We start from the raw sequence: 17,967 nt of genomic DNA, 5'->3' as shown, positions 1-17,967 counted from the left end.
GGGTGGGGGTGACTGGCACAAGCGGTTGCGCCGACCCCCACCCCGACGCTGCGCGTCGACCCTCCCCACAAGGGGGAGGGTAAAAGCGATCACCGCCCGCCGATGACGCCGATATAGTCCGACACCCAGCGGTAGTAAGGCACGCACTGGTCGTTCTGGCTGGCGCATTTCGACACCGGCGTCTTCCAGAACTTGATCTTCTCGAAATTGTCGTAGCCGTTGGTCTTGCAGCCTTCCTCGCCGAGCAACTCGTTACCCTTGCAGGCGGCCGGCACCACCGGCAGCGAGCCGAACCAGGCCGAGACGTCTCCCTGGACCTTGGGTGAGAGCGAGTGCTCGAGCCACATATAGGCGCAGTTCGGATGGGCGGCGTCGGCCTCCATCATGGTGGTGTCCGCCCAGCCGGTGACGCCTTCTTCCGGCACGGTCGAGGCGACCGGCTTCTTGGCGGCGACAAGCGTGTTCACCTGATAGGGCCAGGAGCCTGAAGCAACCACGCCTTCGTTCTGGAAGTCGTCGACCTGGATCGCGGCGTCATGCCAGTAGCGGCCGACCAGCGTGCGCTGCGTGCGCAACAGATCGAGCGCCGCCTTGTACTGGTCCTCGGTAAGCTCGTAGGGGTCCTTGATGCCCAGTTCCGGCTTGTGGAACATCAGGTAGTTGGCGGCGTCCGCGATGTGGATCGGGCCGTCATAGGCTTGCACTCGACCCTTGTTCGACTTGCCGTCGGGCAGCTTCATCTCCTCGAAGACGACGTTCCAGCTCTTGGGCGCTTCCTTGAAGACGTCGGTGTTGTACATCAGGATGTTCGGGCCCCACTGGTAGGGAACGCCGTAGTGCACCTTGTCGACGGTGAACCAGGGCGCGTCCTTCAGGCGGTCGTCGACCGTCTTCCAGCTCTTGACGAGGTCGGTGTTGATCGGCTGCACGCGCTTGCCGGCGACGAGGCGCAGCGAAGCATCACCCGAAGCCGTCACCAGGTCGAACCCGCCCTCGTTCATCAGCGAGACCATTTCGTCCGACGTGTTGGCGGTCTTGACGTTGACCTTGCAGCCGGTCTCCTTCTCGAAGGCAGACACCCAGTCATAGTTCTTGTCGGTCTCGCCGCGCTCGATGTAGCCCGGCCAGGCGACGATATTGAGCTCGCCCTCGCCCTTGCCGAGTTCCTTGACCTGGGCGATCGCCTGACCCGAGAAGGCCAGCGCAACCGTCAACGCCGTGCATGACTTCAGGAATGCATTCATCATCGATCTCCCATTTTGGCGCGTGACCCCGAAACCGCTTCGGTTTTCGAAAAGGATCATGCGCAAACCTGAACGCCAGAGCTCAGTGCCCCGACAGCCGCGCTCCCGAGCGGCTTTTGTTCCCTGGCGAAAAAGTGCTGTGAAAAATCCGGTTTCGCAAATTCATTTATCAGAAAGTCGATATCGGTTTTTCCGATAGACGGACGCCTTCAAGCCGCCGCCGTCGCCAGCCAGCAGGCGGCATTGAAGCGAGCCTTACCGTCCTCCACGAAAGGCGCGAATGCACCAGGCAAGACCGTGGTGATTTTTTCGGCCGTTGCCTGGTCTACCTCGCGCAGCGCAGCGCCGACCGGCCCCAGCCGGGTGACATATGTCATCAGATCGCCTTCGGCGATCTGACACAGGACGTCCGCCTGTTCGACTTTGATTGACGACCAGCCGCTCGCTTCAAGGATCCGCTTCACCTTGGCGCCGTCGGCAAAGGCAAACTGCCCCGGCGCCTCAGGGTCTGGCACGGGCGCGGGCGGCAGGAAAGGCGCGGCCGCTCGCGCAGCGGTCGTCATGAAATCATTCTCGACCGGACTGCGCCAAGCGACAAAGGCGAGTTTGCCACCGCGCCTCGCGGCTTGTCTTATGTTGGTGAACGCGGCCACGGGATCATCGAAGAACATGACACCAAAGCGCGAGACAACAGTGTCGAAGCGCGCTGATTCGAACGCATATGTCTGGGCATCGCCCACTTCAAAACTTGCATTTGCCACCTTTTCCAGCCGCGCGCGCTCCGTCGCCAGGGCGACAAGCGGCTGCGAGATATCCAGCCCAACACAACGTCCGTCGTTGCCGACGCGGCGCGCCATCGCCAGAGTCGTGGCGCCGGCGCCGCAGCCGATATCCAGGACATTGCCCCCTTCTCCGGGATAGCCGGCATCCACTACGAGGCGCTCGAACGGCGCCAGTACCCCGTCGAGGATCGGCTGCATCTCGACCCAGGCCTTTCCGCTGACGTCATTCCAGAGAGCTGCTTGCTGTGTGTTTGGCTGCGCGGATTGCGGCATAACGGACCTCGCTTTCTGTTGCTCTCGCCGATCGTCGCGAGCACTCTACGAGTTCAAGCCGACTTGAGGTCAAGCATGAAAGATATGGACATTGCCGAAGTGTCGCGCCGCACCGGCGTGCCCGCCTCGACACTTCGTTACTACGAGGAGAAGGGCCTCATCGCCTCGATCGGCCGTCGCGGCCTGCGCCGCTTGTTCGAGCCGGCCGTCCTGGAACGGCTCGCCTTGATCGCGCTTGGACGCGCGGGTGGATTCGCACTGGACGAAATTTCCTCGATGCTGACGCCCGACGGTCTGCCGAAAATGGATCAACGGCGCTTGGATGCCAAAGCGAACGAACTGGACCGGACCATCCAGTGCCTGACCGCGATCCGAGAGGCTTTGCGTCACGCCGCCCGATGTCCGGCCGTCCGGCCGATGGAGTGTCCGACGTTCCGGCGCGCCGTCAGGCTGGCCGGTGCCGGCCGCTTCGAGGTTGCTCCGATCGGTCCGTTCAAGGCGGAGGCCGTTCCCGCAACAAGGCGCAAGCGCAAGACTGGCGACGTCAGCCTGGAGTAGGTCACACTAGCGGCGGACCATGCGTTGCGATTGGGCGAGGCCGATGAAATCGCGGGCGGACTGCGGCAGGCTGGAGCCACGGCGCCAGACCATGCCGACCTGGACGACCGGAAGCGAGCCGGAGATATCGCGGGATTCGATGCGGTCGCCTTCCAGCGACCAGGGGCGGTAGACGAGGTCGGGCAAAAGCGCCACGCCGGCGCCGGTGGCCACGAGGCTGCGCACGGCCTCGACCGAGCGGGTGCGGAAGGCGACATGGGGTCTCGCGCCGATCGCCGACAGCAGCTTGCCGGTGTTTTCCTCGATCTCGTCGACGGTCAGCATGATCAGCGGCTCGGACGCGATATCGCCGATACCGATGATGTCGGCGCTGGCGAGCCTGTGGCTGAGCGGCAGCCAGAGCCGATAGGCCGAGACCTCGAGGATTTCCGACTGCAGCGCGGTGCGGTCGCGCAGATTGGAGGTGACCATGACGGCGATGTCGAGCTTGCCGCCGACCAGGAGGTGCTCGAGATAGTCGCCATTGTCCTCGATGGCCGAGACCTCGACGCCGGGATAGGCGCGGCGGTAGCGCGCCAGCAAATCGGAAAGCACATAGCCGGCGACCAGCGAGGTGACGCCGAGCTGTAGCCGACCGCCGGCCGTCAGTTGGTCGCCGAGGAAGGCGCGGCGCGCATCGGAGACATCGGCCAGGATCTTCGTGGCGTGGCGCAGGAACTGATGGCCCTTGTGGGTGATGTTCAAGCCCCGCGGATGACGCTCGAACAATTCGACCCCGAGATCGCTCTCCAGCTCCTTGATCGCCTCGGTGACCGAGGACTGGGAAATCGAGAGGTTCTGCGCGGCGCCCGACACCGTGCCCTGCTCGGCGACGGCGACGAAGAACTGGAGCTGGCGGATGGTGAAAGCCATGGTCGGACTAAACACCGGCCCGGGCGGGAAGGGAAGGCATTGGCAGCTCCCAGCGCTAGGCCGCCGCGATGCTGAGACGCGCGCCAGCCTGGCTGAGCGCCGCAGCGATGTCGTGCGGCGGCGGCTGGTCGGTCGCGAGCTCCGAAAAGCCGTCGAAGCCGCAGACCTGGACCAGCCCTTGCCGGCCGAACTTGGTGTGATCGGTGACGACCAGCGAACGCTGGCCGCGCGACAGCACCATGCGGGCGAATTCCGCTTCCGCGAGCTCATAGTCGGTAAGGCCGGCGACGGCATCGACCGCGCCAATGGAGATCACCGCGTGGTCGACGGAGAAACGGCTGACGAAGTCGATCGCAGTAGCACCGAAGGCGGCACCGGAATCGCTGCGCAACTCGCCGCCTGCCATGTAGACCCGGTTGCCGTTCACGGTCGCCAGTGTGCGGGCGATGTCGGACGAGTTGGTGACCACCGTCAGCCGGCGATGGCCGAGCAGTTCGCGCGCCAGGAAGGAGGTAGTGGTGCCGGTGTCGAGCATGATCGATTCGCCGTCGCGGATGGTGGCCGCGACCATGCGGGCAATCAGGCGCTTGGCCTCGGCATTCTCGCGCATGCGGCGCTCAAACGGCGCCTCGCCGGCCATCGACGGCAGGCGGACCGCCCCATGCATCTTGAGCAGCGCTCCGTCATCGGTAAGCGGCTTGACGTCGCGCCGCACCGTCTCCAACGACACGCCCAGCCGTTCGGCCAGGCTGGCAATGGTGATCGTGCCCTCCTCGCTGAGGAGCCGCAGGATCTCTCCATGCCGTTTCGAGTGGATCATAGGGACGTCCGGGATTTTGACCGATTCTAAGGCATTCCTAACGCTTTTAAAGGAATTGCTCATATTTTCGGGCAAAACACCCAAAAAAGGTCACAGCTTTCGATTGACAGCCGCGTCGCACTGGCGTGAGATCATTCTGTGACAGGCTCGGAACTGCCACGGGAGGGTGATGGCAGAGCCGCAATCGACCGACCAGATCTTCTGGAACGTGCTTGGCGCGAGTTTTTTTCGAATCCGCGGGGGCGGACGCCGGGATCCTGAACCTGGCCAAGGGGCTCGTCGGTGCGGCGTGGGATATCGATCCCAGCGTCTCGCACCGACGAGGCTTTTGTGTTCTCTCACACCATCGCTTTGTCGAAAGCCGGCTGGAGCAGGAACAAACCCGTGAGTGCTCCGGTAGTAGCAGAAGACCGCATCCGTGCCCTGCCCTGCTGGACCGGCAGCATCGAAATCGAGCCGCTGCCGGGCGGTCTCAGCAACGCCAACTATGTCGTCACGGACGGCGCCGGGCGGCATGTCGTGCGCTTCGGCCAGGATTTTCCATTCCATCATGTCTTTCGCGAGCGCGAGGTGATGACGGCGCGAGCGGCGCATGCGGCGGGCTTCGCGCCGGCCGTGCACTATGCCGAACCTGGAATTCTGGTGACGGAATTTCTCGGCGCCAAGACCTTTCTCGGAGAGGATGTGCGCGCCAATCTCGGCCGCGTGGCGGCGCTGCTGCGCGGCTTTCACCGCGAGATGCCCAACCATGTCTCCGGCGCCGGCTTCATGTTCTGGGTGTTCCACGTGATCCGCGACTATGCCCGCACGCTGGACGAAGGCGGCAGCCGCAAGAAGGAGGAGCTGCCGCGTTATCTCACGCTGGCGGACGAGCTCGAACGGGCGCAGAAGCTGTTGCCGATCGTCTTCGGCCACAATGATCTTTTGCCGGCGAATATCCTCGACGACGGCAAACGGCTGTGGCTGATCGATTTCGAGTATGCCGGCTTCAACACCGCGATGTTCGATCTCGCGGGGGCAGCCTCCAATGCCGGCATGAACGACGATGAGTCCTTCGCCTTCCTGACCGCCTATTTCATGAAGGAGCCGGACAAAGAGATCCGCCGCTCGCATGCGGCCATGCAATGCGCCTCGCTGCTGCGCGAAGCGATGTGGAGCATGGTCTCCGAGCTCTATCTCGACGCGCCCGGCATCGACTACGTCGCCTATACCGAGGAGAACCTCGTGCGGCTCGACGCGGCGCTGGAAAACTATCGGACGAAATACGGAACCAGGCCATGACCTTGCCCAGCCATGCCGGGATCGTCGTCATCGGCGGCGGCATCATCGGCTGCTCGACCGCCTATCATCTGGCGCGCGACCACAAGGCCGACGTGGTGCTGCTGGAACAGGGCAAGCTGACCTCGGGCTCGACCTGGCACGCGGCCGGCCTCGTCGGGCAGTTGCGCTCTTCGGCCTCGATCACGCGCGTGCTCAAATATTCTGTCGAGCTCTACAAGGGGCTCGAGGCCGAGACCGGGCTGGCAACCGGCTGGAAGATGACCGGTTGCCTCAGACTCGCCACCAATGCCGACCGCTGGACCGAGTTCAAGCGGCTGGCGACGACCGCGAAGAGCTTCGGCATGGACATGCAGCTCTTGTCGCCGGCCGAGGTGAAGCGCATGTGGCCGCTGATGGAAACAAGCGACCTCGTCGGCGCATCCTGGCTGCCGACCGACGGCCAGGCCAGCCCTTCCGACATCACGCAATCGCTCGCCAAGGGCGCGCGCATACATGGCGCCAAGCTGTTCGAGGGTGTGCGCGTCACCGGCTTTACGATGAAGGACGGCCGGATCACCGCGGTGAAGACTTCAAAAGGCGACATCGCCTGCGACAAGGTGGTGAACTGCGCCGGGCAATGGGCAAGGCAGGTCGGCGCGATGGCCGGCATCAACGTGCCGCTGCAGCCGGTCAAGCACCAGTATATCATCACCGAGAAGATCGAGGGTCTGGCGACGGATGCGCCGACGATCCGCGACCCCGACCGCCGCACCTATTTCAAGGAAGAAGTCGGCGGGCTGGTGATGGGCGGCTACGAGCCGAACCCCCAGGCCTGGACGACTGATCTCCCCGGGGGCGACGTTCCCAACGACTGGGAGTTCCGCCTGTTCGATGACGACTACGACCATTTCGAGCAGCATATGGCCCAGGCGATCGAGCGGGTGCCGGCGCTCGCCAACGTCGGCGTCAAGCAGATGATCAATGGGCCGGAAAGCTTCACGCCGGACGGCAATTTCATCCTCGGCGCAGCACCGGAATGCTCCAACATGTTCGTCGGCGCCGGCTTCAACGCGTTCGGCATTGCGTCCGGCGGCGGCGCCGGCTGGGTGCTGGCGCAATGGGTGGTCGACGGCGAGGCGCCGCTCGACCTCTGGGTGGTCGACATCAGGCGCTTTTCCGGGCTGCATCGCGACCGCGACTGGGTCCGCGACCGCACGCTGGAAGCCTATGGCAAGCATTACACGATCGGCTTCCCGCATGAGGAATACCTGTCCGGCCGGCCGCGCATCGTCTCGCCGCTCTATGAGCGGCTGAAGACTCACCGCGCCGTGTTCGGCTCGAAGCTCGGCTGGGAGCGGCCGAACTGGTTCGCGCCCGACGGCGTCGAGCCCGAAGACATCTACTCGATGGGGCGGCAGAACTGGTTCGGCCCGGTCGGCGACGAGCACCAGCATGTGCGCGAGAAGGTCGGCATCTTCGATCAATCCTCCTTCGCCAAATACGAGATGGCCGGCACTGATGCGCTGAAGGCGCTCGCCTGGATCTGCGCCAACGACGTCGACAAGCCGGTGGGACGGCTGACCTACACGCAGCTTCTCAACACGCGCGGCGGCATCGAGGCCGACCTCACCGTGGCGAGGCTTGGCGAGAGCCGGTTCTACATCGTCACCGGCACCGGCTTCCGCACGCATGATTTTTCCTGGATCGGCGACCATATCGAACAGGGTCTCGACACGACGCTGAAAGACGTCACCGAGGAGTTCGGCACGCTGTCGCTGATGGGGCCGCGCGCCCGCGACGTGCTGTCGGCGGTAACTGACGCCGATGTCTCGAACACAGCCTTCCCCTTCGGCCACGCCCGCGAAGTCGGAATTGCCGGCCACACGGTGCGGGCGTTGCGCGTCACCTATGTCGGCGAGCTCGGCTGGGAACTGCATGTGCCTATCGCCGCTACCGGCGAGATTTTTGACGCGCTAATGGCGGCGGGAAAGAAGCATGACATCCGGCCGGTCGGCTACCGGGCGCTGGAATCGCTCCGGCTGGAGAAAGGCTACCGCGCCTGGGGCTCGGACATCACGCCTAACGACACGCCGCAGGAGGCTGGCCTTGGCTGGGCTGTGAAGCTCAGGAAGAACACCTATTTCGTCGGGCGGCGGGCGCTGGAGAAAGTGGCTGCCAAGCCGCTCGCCAAACGTTTTGCCGGCTTCACGGTGGCCGATCCGGAGATCGTGCTGCTCGGCCGCGAGACGATCCTGCGCAATGGCGAGGCGGTCGGCTATCTCACCAGCGGCGGCTACGGCTACACGGTGGAGAAGAACATCGGCTACGGCTACGTGCGCAACGCCGATGGCGTCAGCGACGATTTCCTCGCTTCCGGCGACTACGAGCTGGTGGTGGCGATGGAACGCACGCCGGCCAAGATCCATCTCGAGCCGATGTATGATCCGGCGGGAGAGAAGATCAGGGCCTAAGCTCGGGAAGCGGTCAGCCGACGCGCAGCACCAGGCCTCGGCTCGGCACCGTGTCGGCCTCGCCGGGCATCGAGGCGTAAGGCCGTGTCTCTTCGACGCGGCTTATGACGCCCTGCTTCTCGAAGTCGGCGATCCGCTCCGCAAAGCCGGACTGCCAGAGCGTGTTCTTGACCGTCAGCACGATGATGCCGCCCGGGCGGCAGATGCGGATCAGCTCGTCCAGGCCGTCGATCCCGACATGGCCCGAGGTGAAGACGCCCGCCGAGACGATGCCGGCGTAATAGCCGTCGGCGAAGGGCAAAGGTCCGCCCAGCGCCAGGCGATGCAGGGCCGTGTAGACGCCCTTCGCCCCAGCCTTGTCCAGCATGCCCTGCGAGATGTCGAGCGCCTCGACCTGAGGATAGCCGGTGATGGCGAGCCACTCGCCGATCAGGCCGGTGCCGGCGCCGGCATCGAGCAAGGGTTCGGCACCGCGCGGCAGATGCCGGGCAAGCAGCGCCAGGCAGATCGTCGGATGGCGATAGCCGGCGGCCGACATGTCGGCGTCATAGGTCTCGGACCAGTTGTCGTAGATCGCCGCCACTTCGTCCGGCCGGGTCGCCGCGTAAGCCGCGCCCAGCGCGCTGTTGTGCTTGCCGTCCGTCATTGCCGCTCCCGCTGCCGATTCGCGCGCCCCATGGTAGCCAAGCGGCAAAAACTGTGGAACCGTTTCGCCATAAACATGGCGTGATGGTAAAGGGGGTGACGATGGAAGAGGCGCGCGCGGCGTTGGCCGCCATTCCGGCGCTTGCCGGCTACGAGGGTCCGCTGGAGCGGCTGGGCGGCCTCACCAACCGTGTTTACCAAGCTGGCGACGTCTGCCTGCGCATTCCCGGCAAGGGCACGCAGGAATACATCAACCGCGCCAATGAGGCGGTAGCGGCGCGCGAGGCGGCCAAGGCCGGCGTCAGCCCCGAGGTGCTCTATGCCGATCCGGCATCGGGCGTGATGGCGACGCGCTTCATCGCCGGTGCCGAGACGATGTCGCCGGAGAAGTTCAAGACGCGCAAGGGGAGCCCGGCGCGCGCGGGCGAGGCCTTCCGCAAGCTGCATTCGTCCGGCGCCGTCTTTCCTTTCCGCTTCGAGCTGTTCGCGATGATCGACGACTATCTGAAGGTGCTGTCGACCAAGGATGTCGCGCTGCCACCGGGCTATCACGACGTGGTGCGCGAGGCAGGCAGCGTGCGCGAAGCATTGGCCGCACACCCGATCCAGCTCGCCGCCTGCCACTGCGATCCGCTTTGCGAGAACTTCCTCGATACGGGCGAGCGGATGTGGATCGTCGACTGGGAATATTCCGGCATGAACGATCCGCTGTGGGACCTCGGCGACCTCTCCGTCGAGGGCAAGTTCGACGCCGCCCAGGACGAGGAGATGATGCGCGCCTATTTCGGCGGCGAGGCGAGGCCGGCCGAGCGCGGCCGCGTCGTCATCCACAAGGCGATGTGCGACCTGCTCTGGACGCTGTGGGGGCTGATCCAACTCGCCAACGACAACCCGGTCGACGATTTCCGCGCCTATGCCGACGGCCGCTTCGCCCGCTGCAAGGCGCTGATGGAGACATCCGAATTCTCACGCCATCTTGCGGCCGTGCGGCTGGGCTCGAGCAGTTCCAAATGAGATCGGTTGCAGAGTTCCAGCGACCTTACGTGAAAACCCTCTGGATCTCATTCAGCGACCCTGTCTCGTCAGACTTTCTGCAATACCAAATAAGCAGAGCGATGGTACCGACGGGGAATAACCATGCAAGAAGTTGATGCCAGCCGCTTCTGTTGATGTCATGCAGCCGGCGAGTTGTCATGGCAAGCGTCGGCACAAGGATGGCAAGATTCCAGATCGATGAGACAGCTTCATTTCCGACAACAGCATCAACTATGACCACAATGACGCCGACGATGAAGATGAAGAGGTAGGTGTACCAGAACTCCGACCGACTGGCCCTGCCGGAAAAATTCACATAGTTTCGGAAAAAACTTGAAACAGCCTCACCGAAATTCATTGAAGGCGGCGTGTCTCCGAAACGATTGGCTCCAGAGGGCGGCGCTCTTAAGACAAATACCAACGGCAAGGCGATAAGGACCAGAATTATAAGCCAATGCCATATAGAGAAACTACCCATCATTCCCCCCTATACCCCGGTTTCCCAGGTTGCGAATATCCTGCCTGTCCCGCCAAGAATCAATCGCCGATTGCATTCGACAGGCGATTTGCACCGTAAAATGCTTTCGTGAAATTGCCGTTGAGCTCACCGTTCCACGGAAACGGATTGTTTCGACGCAATTCCGGACGGAAGGCTACGGCGAAGTCGCCGAGCCTAACCGTTACACACTTTTCCTGGAATTGCTCTAGTTGACGCCCTTAGGCACGTTCTCGGGCGGCACGACGGTTTCGACCACCTTCTGGCGATGGAAGATGAAGATGCCGGCGAGCACGACGATCGCCGAGCCGGCGAGGATGCGCGGGCTCGGCACGTCGCCGAAGAAGACCAGGCCGAAGACAATGGCCCACAGAAGCAGGCTGTAATGCAGCGGCGCCAGCGTCGAGGCCGGCGCCAGCTTGAGAGCCCTGGTGATCATCAGATGGGCGGCGCAGGAGACGACGCCGAGCAAGAGCATGGCGCCGAAATCAAGCCTGGAGGGTGTCCGCCAGGTGCCGATGGTGAACGCCCCGCCGACAATCAGCGTGCCGATTGTCTGCCATGTGACCAGGGTCGTGTCACTCGTTCCACGCAAACGCCGGCCGAGGATGATGGCGAAGCCGAAGGCGATGCTGCCGATCAGGGCGTAGGTCGACGACAGCGAGAAGGCCGCCGAGGAGGGTTTCAGGATGATCAGCACGCCGCAGAAGCCGACCAGGATCGCCAGCCAGCGCCGCCAGCCGACCTTCTCGCCAAGCAGGAGGTGCGAGAGCGCGGCGACATAGATCGGTCCGGCCATGTAGAAGCTCATCACGTCGGCGAGCGGCAGATAGACGACAGCCGCATAGAAGAGCCCGGTATCGAGCGTGGTCGCCACCACGCGCAGGAGCTGCAGCAGCGGCCTTTCCATCTGGAACAGCTTGCCCGCGCCCTGGTTGGCGATCATCGGCCCTAGCACGAAAAAGGCGCCGATGGAGCGGATCAGCACCACCTGGCCGACGGAGAAGGAGGCAACCAGCCATTTGCCCATCGCGTCGTTCAGCGCGAACATGAAGTCGCCGGCCAGCATCAAGAGGATGCCGGCGAGCAGGACGTTGCGGATCGTGAAATTGCGGGCGATGGTCTGGGCCATGCCGGCTCCCTAGCCGTAAGCCGGCGGCTTGACGAGCGAAATCCGTAAGACCAGCGGCGGAAAGCCGCCGGTTCTAGTGGTGAGTGCACAGGGCGTTGCGGCGATGCAGGAACTTTGAGGGGCCGGCAGGCCAGAGGGGGGCGCGAAGGAACGCTGCAAATCTCACGTTGCGCGCCGCGTTCTTCGACCTTGTAGCGGCTTTACGCGTCGCTTCGTTCCCTGCTCCACGCGGAGACACTAAGCAGACTTATGCCTTCGGTTGACGCTCTCCGGCCGCCCGGCGATCGACAGCCTGGTCTCCTGCCTGGTGCGCTCCGCCACCACCTTGCCCCTGGCGATGACGCAAAGACGTTCGGGGCGAAGGCGTACGGCCTCGATCGGATTGCCGGCGTCGAGCACGACAAGGCTGGCGCGCTTGCCGACCGCAAGTCCGAGATGGTCGAGGCCCATGATGGCGGCGTTGACATTGGTCACCATGTCGAAGCAGCGCGCCATGTCGGCCGGGCTCGACATCTGGGCGACATGCAGGCCCATGAAGGCGACGTCGAGCATGTCGGCCGTGCCTAGCGAATACCAAGGGTCGAGCACGCAGTCCTGGCCCCAGCCGACGCGGATGCCGAGCCCCAGCATCTCCTTCACCCGGGTCAGGCCGCGCCGCTTCGGGAAGGTGTCGTGACGCCCCTGCAGCATGATGTTGATCAGCGGGTTGGGGATCGCCGAGACGCCGGCTTCGGCAATCATCGGCAAGAGCTTCGAGACATAGTAATTGTCCATGGAGTGCATGGAGGTGAGGTGCGAGCCGGCCACCCTGCCCTGCAGACCGAGGCGCTGCGCTTCATAGGCGAGCTGCTCGATATGGCGCGACAGCGGGTCGTCGGTCTCGTCGCAATGCATGTCGACCATCAGGCCGCGCTTGGCGGCGATCTCGCAGAGCTCCGTCACCGAGCGGGTGCCGTCGGCCATGGTGCGTTCGAAATGCGGGATGCCGCCGACGATGTCGACGCCGAGATCGAGCGCCCGGATGGTGTTTTCGCGCGCCGTCGGCGAGCGGTAGAGCCCGTCCTGCGGAAAGGCGACCAGTTGCAGGTCGATATAGGGTGCGACCGTTTGCTTGACGTCGAGCAGCGCCTCCACCGCGAGCAGCCGGTCGTCGCAGACGTCGACATGGCTGCGGATGGCGAGCAGGCCCATCGACACCGCCCAGTCGCAATAGGCGAGCGCGCGGTCGCGCACGGCCTCGTGCGTCAACAGCGGCTTCAGCTCGCCCCAGAGCGCGATGCCCTCCAACAGCGTGCCGGAGGCGTTGATGCGCGGGATGCCGTAGGAGAGCGTGGCGTCCATATGGAAGTGCGGATCGACGAAAGGCGGCGAGACAAGGTTGCCGCGCGCGTCGACCTCGGTATGGGCCGAGCCCGACAGTTGAGGCTCGATGGCGCGGATGGTTTCGCCGGCAATGCCGATGTCGGCAATCCTGCCATCCGGCAGCGTGCCGCCGCGCACGATGAGGTCGAAATCCATTCTCGTCATCCCCTTGGTAGAATCAGCAGCCATCGTGGCCGAAAAGACACCCTGCCGCAGTGGTTTCTATCGCCGATAGCGAAAGGTTCCATCCGGCGGCAACTCGCTCTATAAGCCGCCTCTCGCCCCCATGGCGAATCCGAAAATCACAGGCGTGGGATCTGCCGTTGTTTCGCTTCTTCCGTTCGACGGAAAACCAGCACCTCATCGCAAGGCTGGTGAGGGAATCCTTCCACGAGCATAAATTCGGCTATGGCGCCGCCATGGTGTCGATGCTGGTGGTTGCCGCCACGACCGCAGCCAGCGCCTGGATCCTTAGCGTAATCACCAATGAATTCGTGATCTATAAAAGAGTCGAACGCGTTAACTGGATTGCCTTGGCGGTCGCAGCGATCTTCATCGCCAAGGGCATCGCCAATTTCGTCCAAGCGTACCTCATGAGCCGCGTTGGCAACGCCATCATCGCCGACCGGCAACGCAAGATCTATGACCGTATCCTCGCGCAAGGCATCGAGTTCTACCATGCGACCTCATCGTCCGAACTGATCACTCGCATGACCAACAACGCGCAGGCGGCTCGCAGCGTGCTTGATCTCGTCGTCACATCCTATGTGCGTGATCTGGTGACTTTGATTGCCCTGGTGGCAGTTATGGTCTGGAAGCAGCCGGCGCTGTCGCTGATCTGCTTCGTCATCGGGCCGGTCGCAATCTATGGGGTGAACCGCATCCTGAAGCGCGTCCGCAAGATCGCCTCGATGGAATTCCGCTCGCTCGGCCAGATCGTGCATGTGATGCAGGAGACGGCGATCGGCGTGCGCGTCGTCAAATCCTTCAATCTCGAAGGCGCAATGCGCAAGCGCATGTACAAGGCAGTTTCCGACGTCGAGAACCGCGCCAACAACATCGCCACGCTGGAGGCCGCCACCAGCCCGGTGATGGAAACGCTGGCCGGCCTGGCAATCGCCGGCGCCGTTTTCGTCAGCGGTTTCCTGGTGCTGCAAGGCGGCCAGATGCCCGGCAACATCATGGCCTTCATTGGAGCGCTGCTGCTTGCCTATGAGCCGGCCAAGCGCCTGGCGCGCGTGCGCATTTCGCTGGAAACCGGCATCGTCGGCGTGCGCATGATGTTCCAGCTTGCCGACCGGCCGCTGACTCTCGCCGAAAAACCCGACGCCAAGCCGCTACGGCCAGGTCCGGGCGAGATCCGATTCGACAATGTCAGCTTCGCCTATCCGGAGAGCCCGCCGGTGTTCGAAGGCTTCGACCTGACGCTGGCGGCGGGCAAGATGACGGCGCTGGTCGGACCATCGGGCAGCGGCAAGTCGACGATCCTCAACCTGATCATGCGCATGTACGACCCGCAGACCGGCAAGGTGATGTTCGACGGCCAGGACATATCCTTCGCAACGCTCAATTCGCTCAGGCAGAAGATCGCCTATGTCAGCCAGGACACGTTCCTGTTTGCCGGCACCATCATGCACAACATCCGCCTCGGCCGTGAGGACGCGACCGACGAGGAAGTGATCGCCGCCGCCAAGGCAGCCAATGCGCATGATTTCATCAGCGCCATGGCCAAGGGCTACGAGACGGAGGTGGGCGAGAACGGCTCGCTGCTCTCCGGCGGCCAGCGCCAGCGCATCTCGATCGCGCGCGCCATGCTGCGCAACGCCGAGATCCTGCTGCTGGACGAAGCGACCAGCGCGCTCGACGCCGAATCGGAAGCGCTGTTCCGCGATGCGCTGCAGCAGCTCACCGTCGGACGCACGACGATCGTGATCGCGCACCGGCTGTCGACGGTGCACCAGGCCGACACCATCGTGGTGCTGGAGGGTGGCAAGGTGCAGGAAAGCGGCCCGCACAAGACCTTGCTCAAGCACGGCGGGCTCTATCAGAGGCTTTATGAGTATCAGCTGATGCCGTAGCGCGGCCCTCTCCTTCTCCCCTTGTGGGGAGAAGGTGGATTGGCGCGAAGCGCCAAGACGGATGAGGGGTGCTGGGCGGAGTGAGGCGCGGGAAAATCAGGCTGGGCGAGAGGTGTCACCAAGCTGGAACACCCCTCATCCGACCGAGCTTCGCTCGGCCACCTTCTCCCACAAGGGGAGAAGGAAAAGCGCTCCTACTCCGGCACTTTCCTCACGGCGCCCTTGTCGGCGCTGGTGGCGAAGGCGGCGTAGGCGCGCAGCGCGGTCGTCACCTTGCGCTTGCGCTTCTCGGCCGGCTTCCAGGCATCCGCGCCCTTCGCTGTCATCGCGGCGCGGCGCGCTTCGAGCTCAGCATCGCTGATGGCAAGATGGATCTTGCGGTTCGGGATGTCGATCTCGATCGTGTCGCCCTCCTGGACCAGACCAATCAACCCACCTTCGGCAGCCTCCGGCGAGACATGGCCGATCGACAGGCCGGACGTGCCGCCGGAGAAGCGGCCGTCTGTGATCAGCGCGCAGGCTTTGCCGAGGCCCTTCGACTTCAGGTAGCTGGTCGGGTAGAGCATCTCCTGCATGCCGGGGCCGCCGCGCGGTCCCTCGTAGCGGATGACGACGATGTCGCCGGCCTTGATCTCGTTGCCGAGGATCGCCTTGACCGAGGCGTCCTGGCTCTCGAAGACGCGGGCCGGGCCGGTGAATTTCAGGATCGACTCGTCGACGCCGGCCGTCTTCACGATGCAGCCGTCGAGCGCCAAATTGCCTTTCAGCACGGCGAGGCCGCCGTCCTTCGAGAACGGCGTCTTTGCCGAACGGATGACACCCGTCTCGCGGTTCATGTCGAGCTCATCCCAGCGGCGATCCTGGCTGAAGGCGACCTGCGTCGGCACGCCACCGGGCGCCGCCCGGAAAAACTCGCGCACATTCTCGGCGGAGGTGCGGGCGATGTCCCAGTGGTCGAGCGCCTCGCCGAGGGAAGCCGTATGGACCGTCGGCAGGTCGCGGTTGATCAGTCCCGCCTGGTCGAGCTGGCCGAGGATGGCCATGATGCCGCCGGCGCGGTGGACGTCCTCCATGTGCACGTCGGCCTTGGCCGGCGCCACCTTGCACAGCACCGGCACTTTTCGCGACAGCCGGTCGATGTCTTCCATGGTGAAGTCGACCTCGCCCTCGTGCGCGGCGGCGAGGATGTGGAGCACCGTGTTGGTCGAGCCGCCCATGGCGATGTCAAGCGCCATGGCGTTCTCGAAGGCGCCCTTGGAGGCGATGCTGCGCGGCAGCGCGCTTTGATCGTCCTGCTCGTAGTAACGCTGGGCGAGATCGACGATCAGATGGCCGGCCTCGACGAACAGGCGCTTACGATCGGCGTGCGTTGCCAGCGTCGAGCCATTGCCCGGCAGCGAGAGGCCGAGCGCCTCGGTCAGGCAGTTCATCGAGTTTGCCGTGAACATGCCCGAGCACGAGCCGCAGGTCGGGCAGGCCGAGCGCTCGATGACCTTGACGTCCTCGTCGGAAACGCGGTCGTCGGCCGCGGCAACCATGGCGTCGACCAGGTCGAGCGCCTGCGCCTTGCCGGCGAGCACCACCTTGCCGGCCTCCATCGGCCCGCCGGAGACGAAGACGGTCGGGATGTTGAGGCGCAGCGAGGCCATCAGCATGCCGGGCGTGATCTTGTCGCAATTGGAGATGCAGACCATGGCGTCGGCGCAATGCGCGTTGACCATGTATTCGACGGAGTCCGCGATCAGCTCGCGCGACGGCAGCGAATAGAGCATGCCGTCATGGCCCATGGCGATGCCGTCATCGACGGCAATCGTGTCGAATTCCTTGGCGACGCCGCCGGCCTTCTCGATCTCGCGCGCGACGAGCTGGCCGAGGTCCTTCAGATGCACGTGGCCCGGCACGAACTGGGTGAAGGAATTGACCACCGCGATGATCGGCTTGCCGAAATCCGAGTCCTTCATGCCGGTGGCGCGCCACAGGCCGCGGGCGCCGGCCATGTTGCGGCCATGGGTAGTGGTGCGGGAGCGATAGGCAGGCATCGGATTGTCCTTGCTGGCTGGCCGCGCTGAGCGTGGCGCGACGGCGCTGTATTTTGGTCGGCAGCGGTTATAGCGACCAAGGTCCGGCCTTGCCACAGTTTTGCACTGCGCCACGGAACTTCAAGAAAATCTGAAAGTCGCTGTCGGATCGCGCCTCGCCGGCCCGTCCTCGAGGCAGACGGTACGGAAACGGCACCAAATCGCCGGCCCGCCGTTGAAGATGGAACCCACCTGAACAGTCCGAGGAGCAAGACATGCAAAAGATCACCACCTTCCTATGGTTCGACGGCCAGGCCGAGGAGGCCATGAACCACTACGTTTCCATCTTCAAGAAGTCGAAGGTGCTTAGCACCATGCGCTGGCCCAAGGGCCATGCTCTCGAAGGCCAGGTGCTGGTGGCCTCGTTCGAACTCGACGGCGTGCAATTCCAAGCGCTCAACGGCGGTCCGCAATACAAGTTCACCGAGGCGATCTCGCTGTCGATCGACTGCGAAACGCAGGAGGAAGTCGACCATTTCTGGACTAGGCTCACCGAGGATGGAGGCCAGCCCGGCCGGTGCGGCTGGCTGAAGGACAAGTTCGGGGTTTCCTGGCAGGTCGTGCCGGAACAATTGCCGCGCCTGCTTCAGGATCCTGACCGGGCCAAGGCCGGCCGCGTGATGTCGGCGATGATGCAGATGGGCAAGATCGAGATCGACAAGCTGGAAGCGGCGGCGAAGGGCTGAGCAGGCTTCACCTTCTCCCACAAGGGGCTAGCGTGCGCACACATTTGCTTCGTGCTGTGGTCAAGCGTGAAGAGGCGCCGTCGGAAAATGGCTTGAAGCGGTTGAATTGTATGTGATTCTGTAGCCGCCATTGTT

Annotated in this window: 15 protein-coding genes; 6 read left to right on the top strand and 9 right to left on the bottom strand. The window is 63.9% G+C overall.

Annotated elements, in window-relative coordinates; all coding sequences use genetic code 11:
• Window positions 1–89: 89 nt before the first annotated feature.
• Together EOA29_RS06790 and EOA29_RS06785 are read right to left on the bottom strand one after the other, a co-directional pair.
• Window positions 90–1,244 carry an ABC transporter substrate-binding protein gene (locus tag EOA29_RS06790; RefSeq protein ID WP_126090472.1) on the bottom strand — a complete coding sequence of 385 codons (1,155 nt, stop codon included), beginning with the start codon at window positions 1,242–1,244 and terminating at the stop codon, window positions 90–92.
• A gap of 209 nt (window positions 1,245–1,453) precedes the next feature.
• Window positions 1,454–2,299 (bottom strand): class I SAM-dependent methyltransferase, encoded by an 846-nt coding sequence (locus EOA29_RS06785; protein WP_126090473.1) that lies wholly within the window; start codon window positions 2,297–2,299, stop codon window positions 1,454–1,456.
• Between the two features lie 75 nt (window positions 2,300–2,374).
• Here EOA29_RS06785 and EOA29_RS06780 point away from each other — a divergent pair, with 75 nt between their 5' ends.
• Window positions 2,375–2,857, top strand: coding sequence for a helix-turn-helix domain-containing protein (locus EOA29_RS06780; protein WP_126095653.1), 483 nt, complete (start codon window positions 2,375–2,377; stop codon window positions 2,855–2,857).
• Between the two features lie 6 nt (window positions 2,858–2,863).
• On the opposite strand, the gene EOA29_RS06775 is transcribed toward EOA29_RS06780, so the two are convergent.
• A complete protein-coding gene (locus EOA29_RS06775; RefSeq protein WP_126090474.1) occupies window positions 2,864–3,769 on the bottom strand; it encodes a LysR substrate-binding domain-containing protein in 906 nt (301 codons plus the stop codon).
• 55 nt (window positions 3,770–3,824) lie between these two features.
• On the bottom strand, window positions 3,825–4,589 hold the full coding sequence (locus EOA29_RS06770; protein WP_126090475.1) for a DeoR/GlpR family DNA-binding transcription regulator: 765 nt from the start codon (window positions 4,587–4,589) through the stop codon (window positions 3,825–3,827).
• Between the two features lie 384 nt (window positions 4,590–4,973).
• Here EOA29_RS06770 and EOA29_RS06765 point away from each other — a divergent pair, with 384 nt between their 5' ends.
• Window positions 4,974–5,870, top strand: coding sequence for a phosphotransferase family protein (locus tag EOA29_RS06765; RefSeq protein WP_126090476.1), 897 nt, complete (start codon window positions 4,974–4,976; stop codon window positions 5,868–5,870).
• Window positions 5,867–8,320 (top strand): FAD-dependent oxidoreductase, encoded by a 2,454-nt coding sequence (locus EOA29_RS06760; RefSeq protein WP_127220571.1) that lies wholly within the window; start codon window positions 5,867–5,869, stop codon window positions 8,318–8,320. Before EOA29_RS06765 ends, EOA29_RS06760 begins: the two co-directional genes overlap by 4 nt.
• Window positions 8,321–8,333: 13 nt before the next feature.
• Here the strand turns inward: EOA29_RS06760 and EOA29_RS06755 are convergent, their stop codons facing one another.
• Window positions 8,334–8,966, bottom strand: a complete 633-nt coding sequence (locus EOA29_RS06755; protein WP_126090478.1) for a class I SAM-dependent methyltransferase — start codon at window positions 8,964–8,966, stop codon at window positions 8,334–8,336.
• A gap of 95 nt (window positions 8,967–9,061) precedes the next feature.
• Here EOA29_RS06755 and EOA29_RS06750 point away from each other — a divergent pair, with 95 nt between their 5' ends.
• Complete coding sequence (locus EOA29_RS06750) at window positions 9,062–9,979, top strand: phosphotransferase family protein (protein WP_126095654.1); 918 nt, start codon at window positions 9,062–9,064, stop codon at window positions 9,977–9,979.
• A 25-nt stretch (window positions 9,980–10,004) separates the two neighbouring features.
• Here the strand turns inward: EOA29_RS06750 and EOA29_RS06745 are convergent, their stop codons facing one another.
• From EOA29_RS06745 to EOA29_RS06735, 3 genes are all read right to left on the bottom strand, one after another.
• Window positions 10,005–10,478, bottom strand: coding sequence for a DUF805 domain-containing protein (locus EOA29_RS06745; protein WP_126095655.1), 474 nt, complete (start codon window positions 10,476–10,478; stop codon window positions 10,005–10,007).
• Window positions 10,479–10,704: 226 nt separating this feature from the next.
• Window positions 10,705–11,628, bottom strand: coding sequence for a DMT family transporter (locus tag EOA29_RS06740; protein WP_126090479.1), 924 nt, complete (start codon window positions 11,626–11,628; stop codon window positions 10,705–10,707).
• A 237-nt stretch (window positions 11,629–11,865) separates the two neighbouring features.
• Window positions 11,866–13,146 carry an amidohydrolase family protein gene (locus EOA29_RS06735; RefSeq protein ID WP_126090480.1) on the bottom strand — a complete coding sequence of 427 codons (1,281 nt, stop codon included), beginning with the start codon at window positions 13,144–13,146 and terminating at the stop codon, window positions 11,866–11,868.
• Window positions 13,147–13,313: 167 nt separating this feature from the next.
• On the opposite strand from EOA29_RS06735, the gene EOA29_RS06730 reads away from it, so the two are divergent.
• Window positions 13,314–15,068: an ABC transporter ATP-binding protein gene (locus EOA29_RS06730; RefSeq protein ID WP_126090481.1), complete on the top strand. Its 1,755-nt coding sequence runs from the start codon at window positions 13,314–13,316 to the stop codon at window positions 15,066–15,068.
• Window positions 15,069–15,262: 194 nt separating this feature from the next.
• Here EOA29_RS06730 and ilvD read toward each other — a convergent pair whose 3' ends face one another.
• The gene (gene ilvD / locus EOA29_RS06725; protein WP_126090482.1) at window positions 15,263–17,107 is read right to left on the bottom strand and encodes a dihydroxy-acid dehydratase; all 1,845 of its coding nucleotides are present in this window, start codon (window positions 17,105–17,107) and stop codon (window positions 15,263–15,265) included.
• A 254-nt stretch (window positions 17,108–17,361) separates the two neighbouring features.
• On the opposite strand from ilvD, the gene EOA29_RS06720 reads away from it, so the two are divergent.
• A complete protein-coding gene (locus tag EOA29_RS06720) occupies window positions 17,362–17,832 on the top strand; it encodes a VOC family protein (protein WP_126090483.1) in 471 nt (156 codons plus the stop codon).
• The last annotated feature ends 135 nt before the right edge of the window (window positions 17,833–17,967 follow it).

Source organism: Mesorhizobium sp. M1E.F.Ca.ET.063.01.1.1 (assembly GCF_003998155.1).
GTDB lineage: Bacteria > Pseudomonadota > Alphaproteobacteria > Rhizobiales > Rhizobiaceae > Mesorhizobium.
The sequence above is the reverse complement of the archived record's forward strand: the minus strand, read 5'-3'. Positions and strand labels throughout refer to the sequence as shown.

Excerpts from the sequence above, each read along its gene's own strand:
- EOA29_RS06775 (WP_126090474.1), bottom strand. The coding sequence starts at position 3,769 with ATGGCTTTCACCATCCGCCAGCTCCAGTTCTTCGTCGCCGTCGCCGAG.
- EOA29_RS06745 (WP_126095655.1), bottom strand. The coding sequence starts at position 10,478 with ATGGGTAGTTTCTCTATATGGCATTGGCTTATAATTCTGGTCCTTATC.
- EOA29_RS06735 (WP_126090480.1), bottom strand. The coding sequence starts at position 13,146 with ATGGATTTCGACCTCATCGTGCGCGGCGGCACGCTGCCGGATGGCAGG.
- EOA29_RS06720 (WP_126090483.1), top strand. The coding sequence starts at position 17,362 with ATGCAAAAGATCACCACCTTCCTATGGTTCGACGGCCAGGCCGAGGAG.
- EOA29_RS06740 (WP_126090479.1), bottom strand. The coding sequence starts at position 11,628 with ATGGCCCAGACCATCGCCCGCAATTTCACGATCCGCAACGTCCTGCTC.
- EOA29_RS06790 (WP_126090472.1), bottom strand. The coding sequence starts at position 1,244 with ATGAATGCATTCCTGAAGTCATGCACGGCGTTGACGGTTGCGCTGGCC.
- EOA29_RS06770 (WP_126090475.1), bottom strand. The coding sequence starts at position 4,589 with ATGATCCACTCGAAACGGCATGGAGAGATCCTGCGGCTCCTCAGCGAG.
- ilvD (WP_126090482.1), bottom strand. The coding sequence starts at position 17,107 with ATGCCTGCCTATCGCTCCCGCACCACTACCCATGGCCGCAACATGGCC.
- EOA29_RS06780 (WP_126095653.1), top strand. The coding sequence starts at position 2,375 with ATGAAAGATATGGACATTGCCGAAGTGTCGCGCCGCACCGGCGTGCCC.
- EOA29_RS06760 (WP_127220571.1), top strand. The coding sequence starts at position 5,867 with ATGACCTTGCCCAGCCATGCCGGGATCGTCGTCATCGGCGGCGGCATC.
- EOA29_RS06785 (WP_126090473.1), bottom strand. The coding sequence starts at position 2,299 with ATGCCGCAATCCGCGCAGCCAAACACACAGCAAGCAGCTCTCTGGAAT.
- EOA29_RS06755 (WP_126090478.1), bottom strand. The coding sequence starts at position 8,966 with ATGACGGACGGCAAGCACAACAGCGCGCTGGGCGCGGCTTACGCGGCG.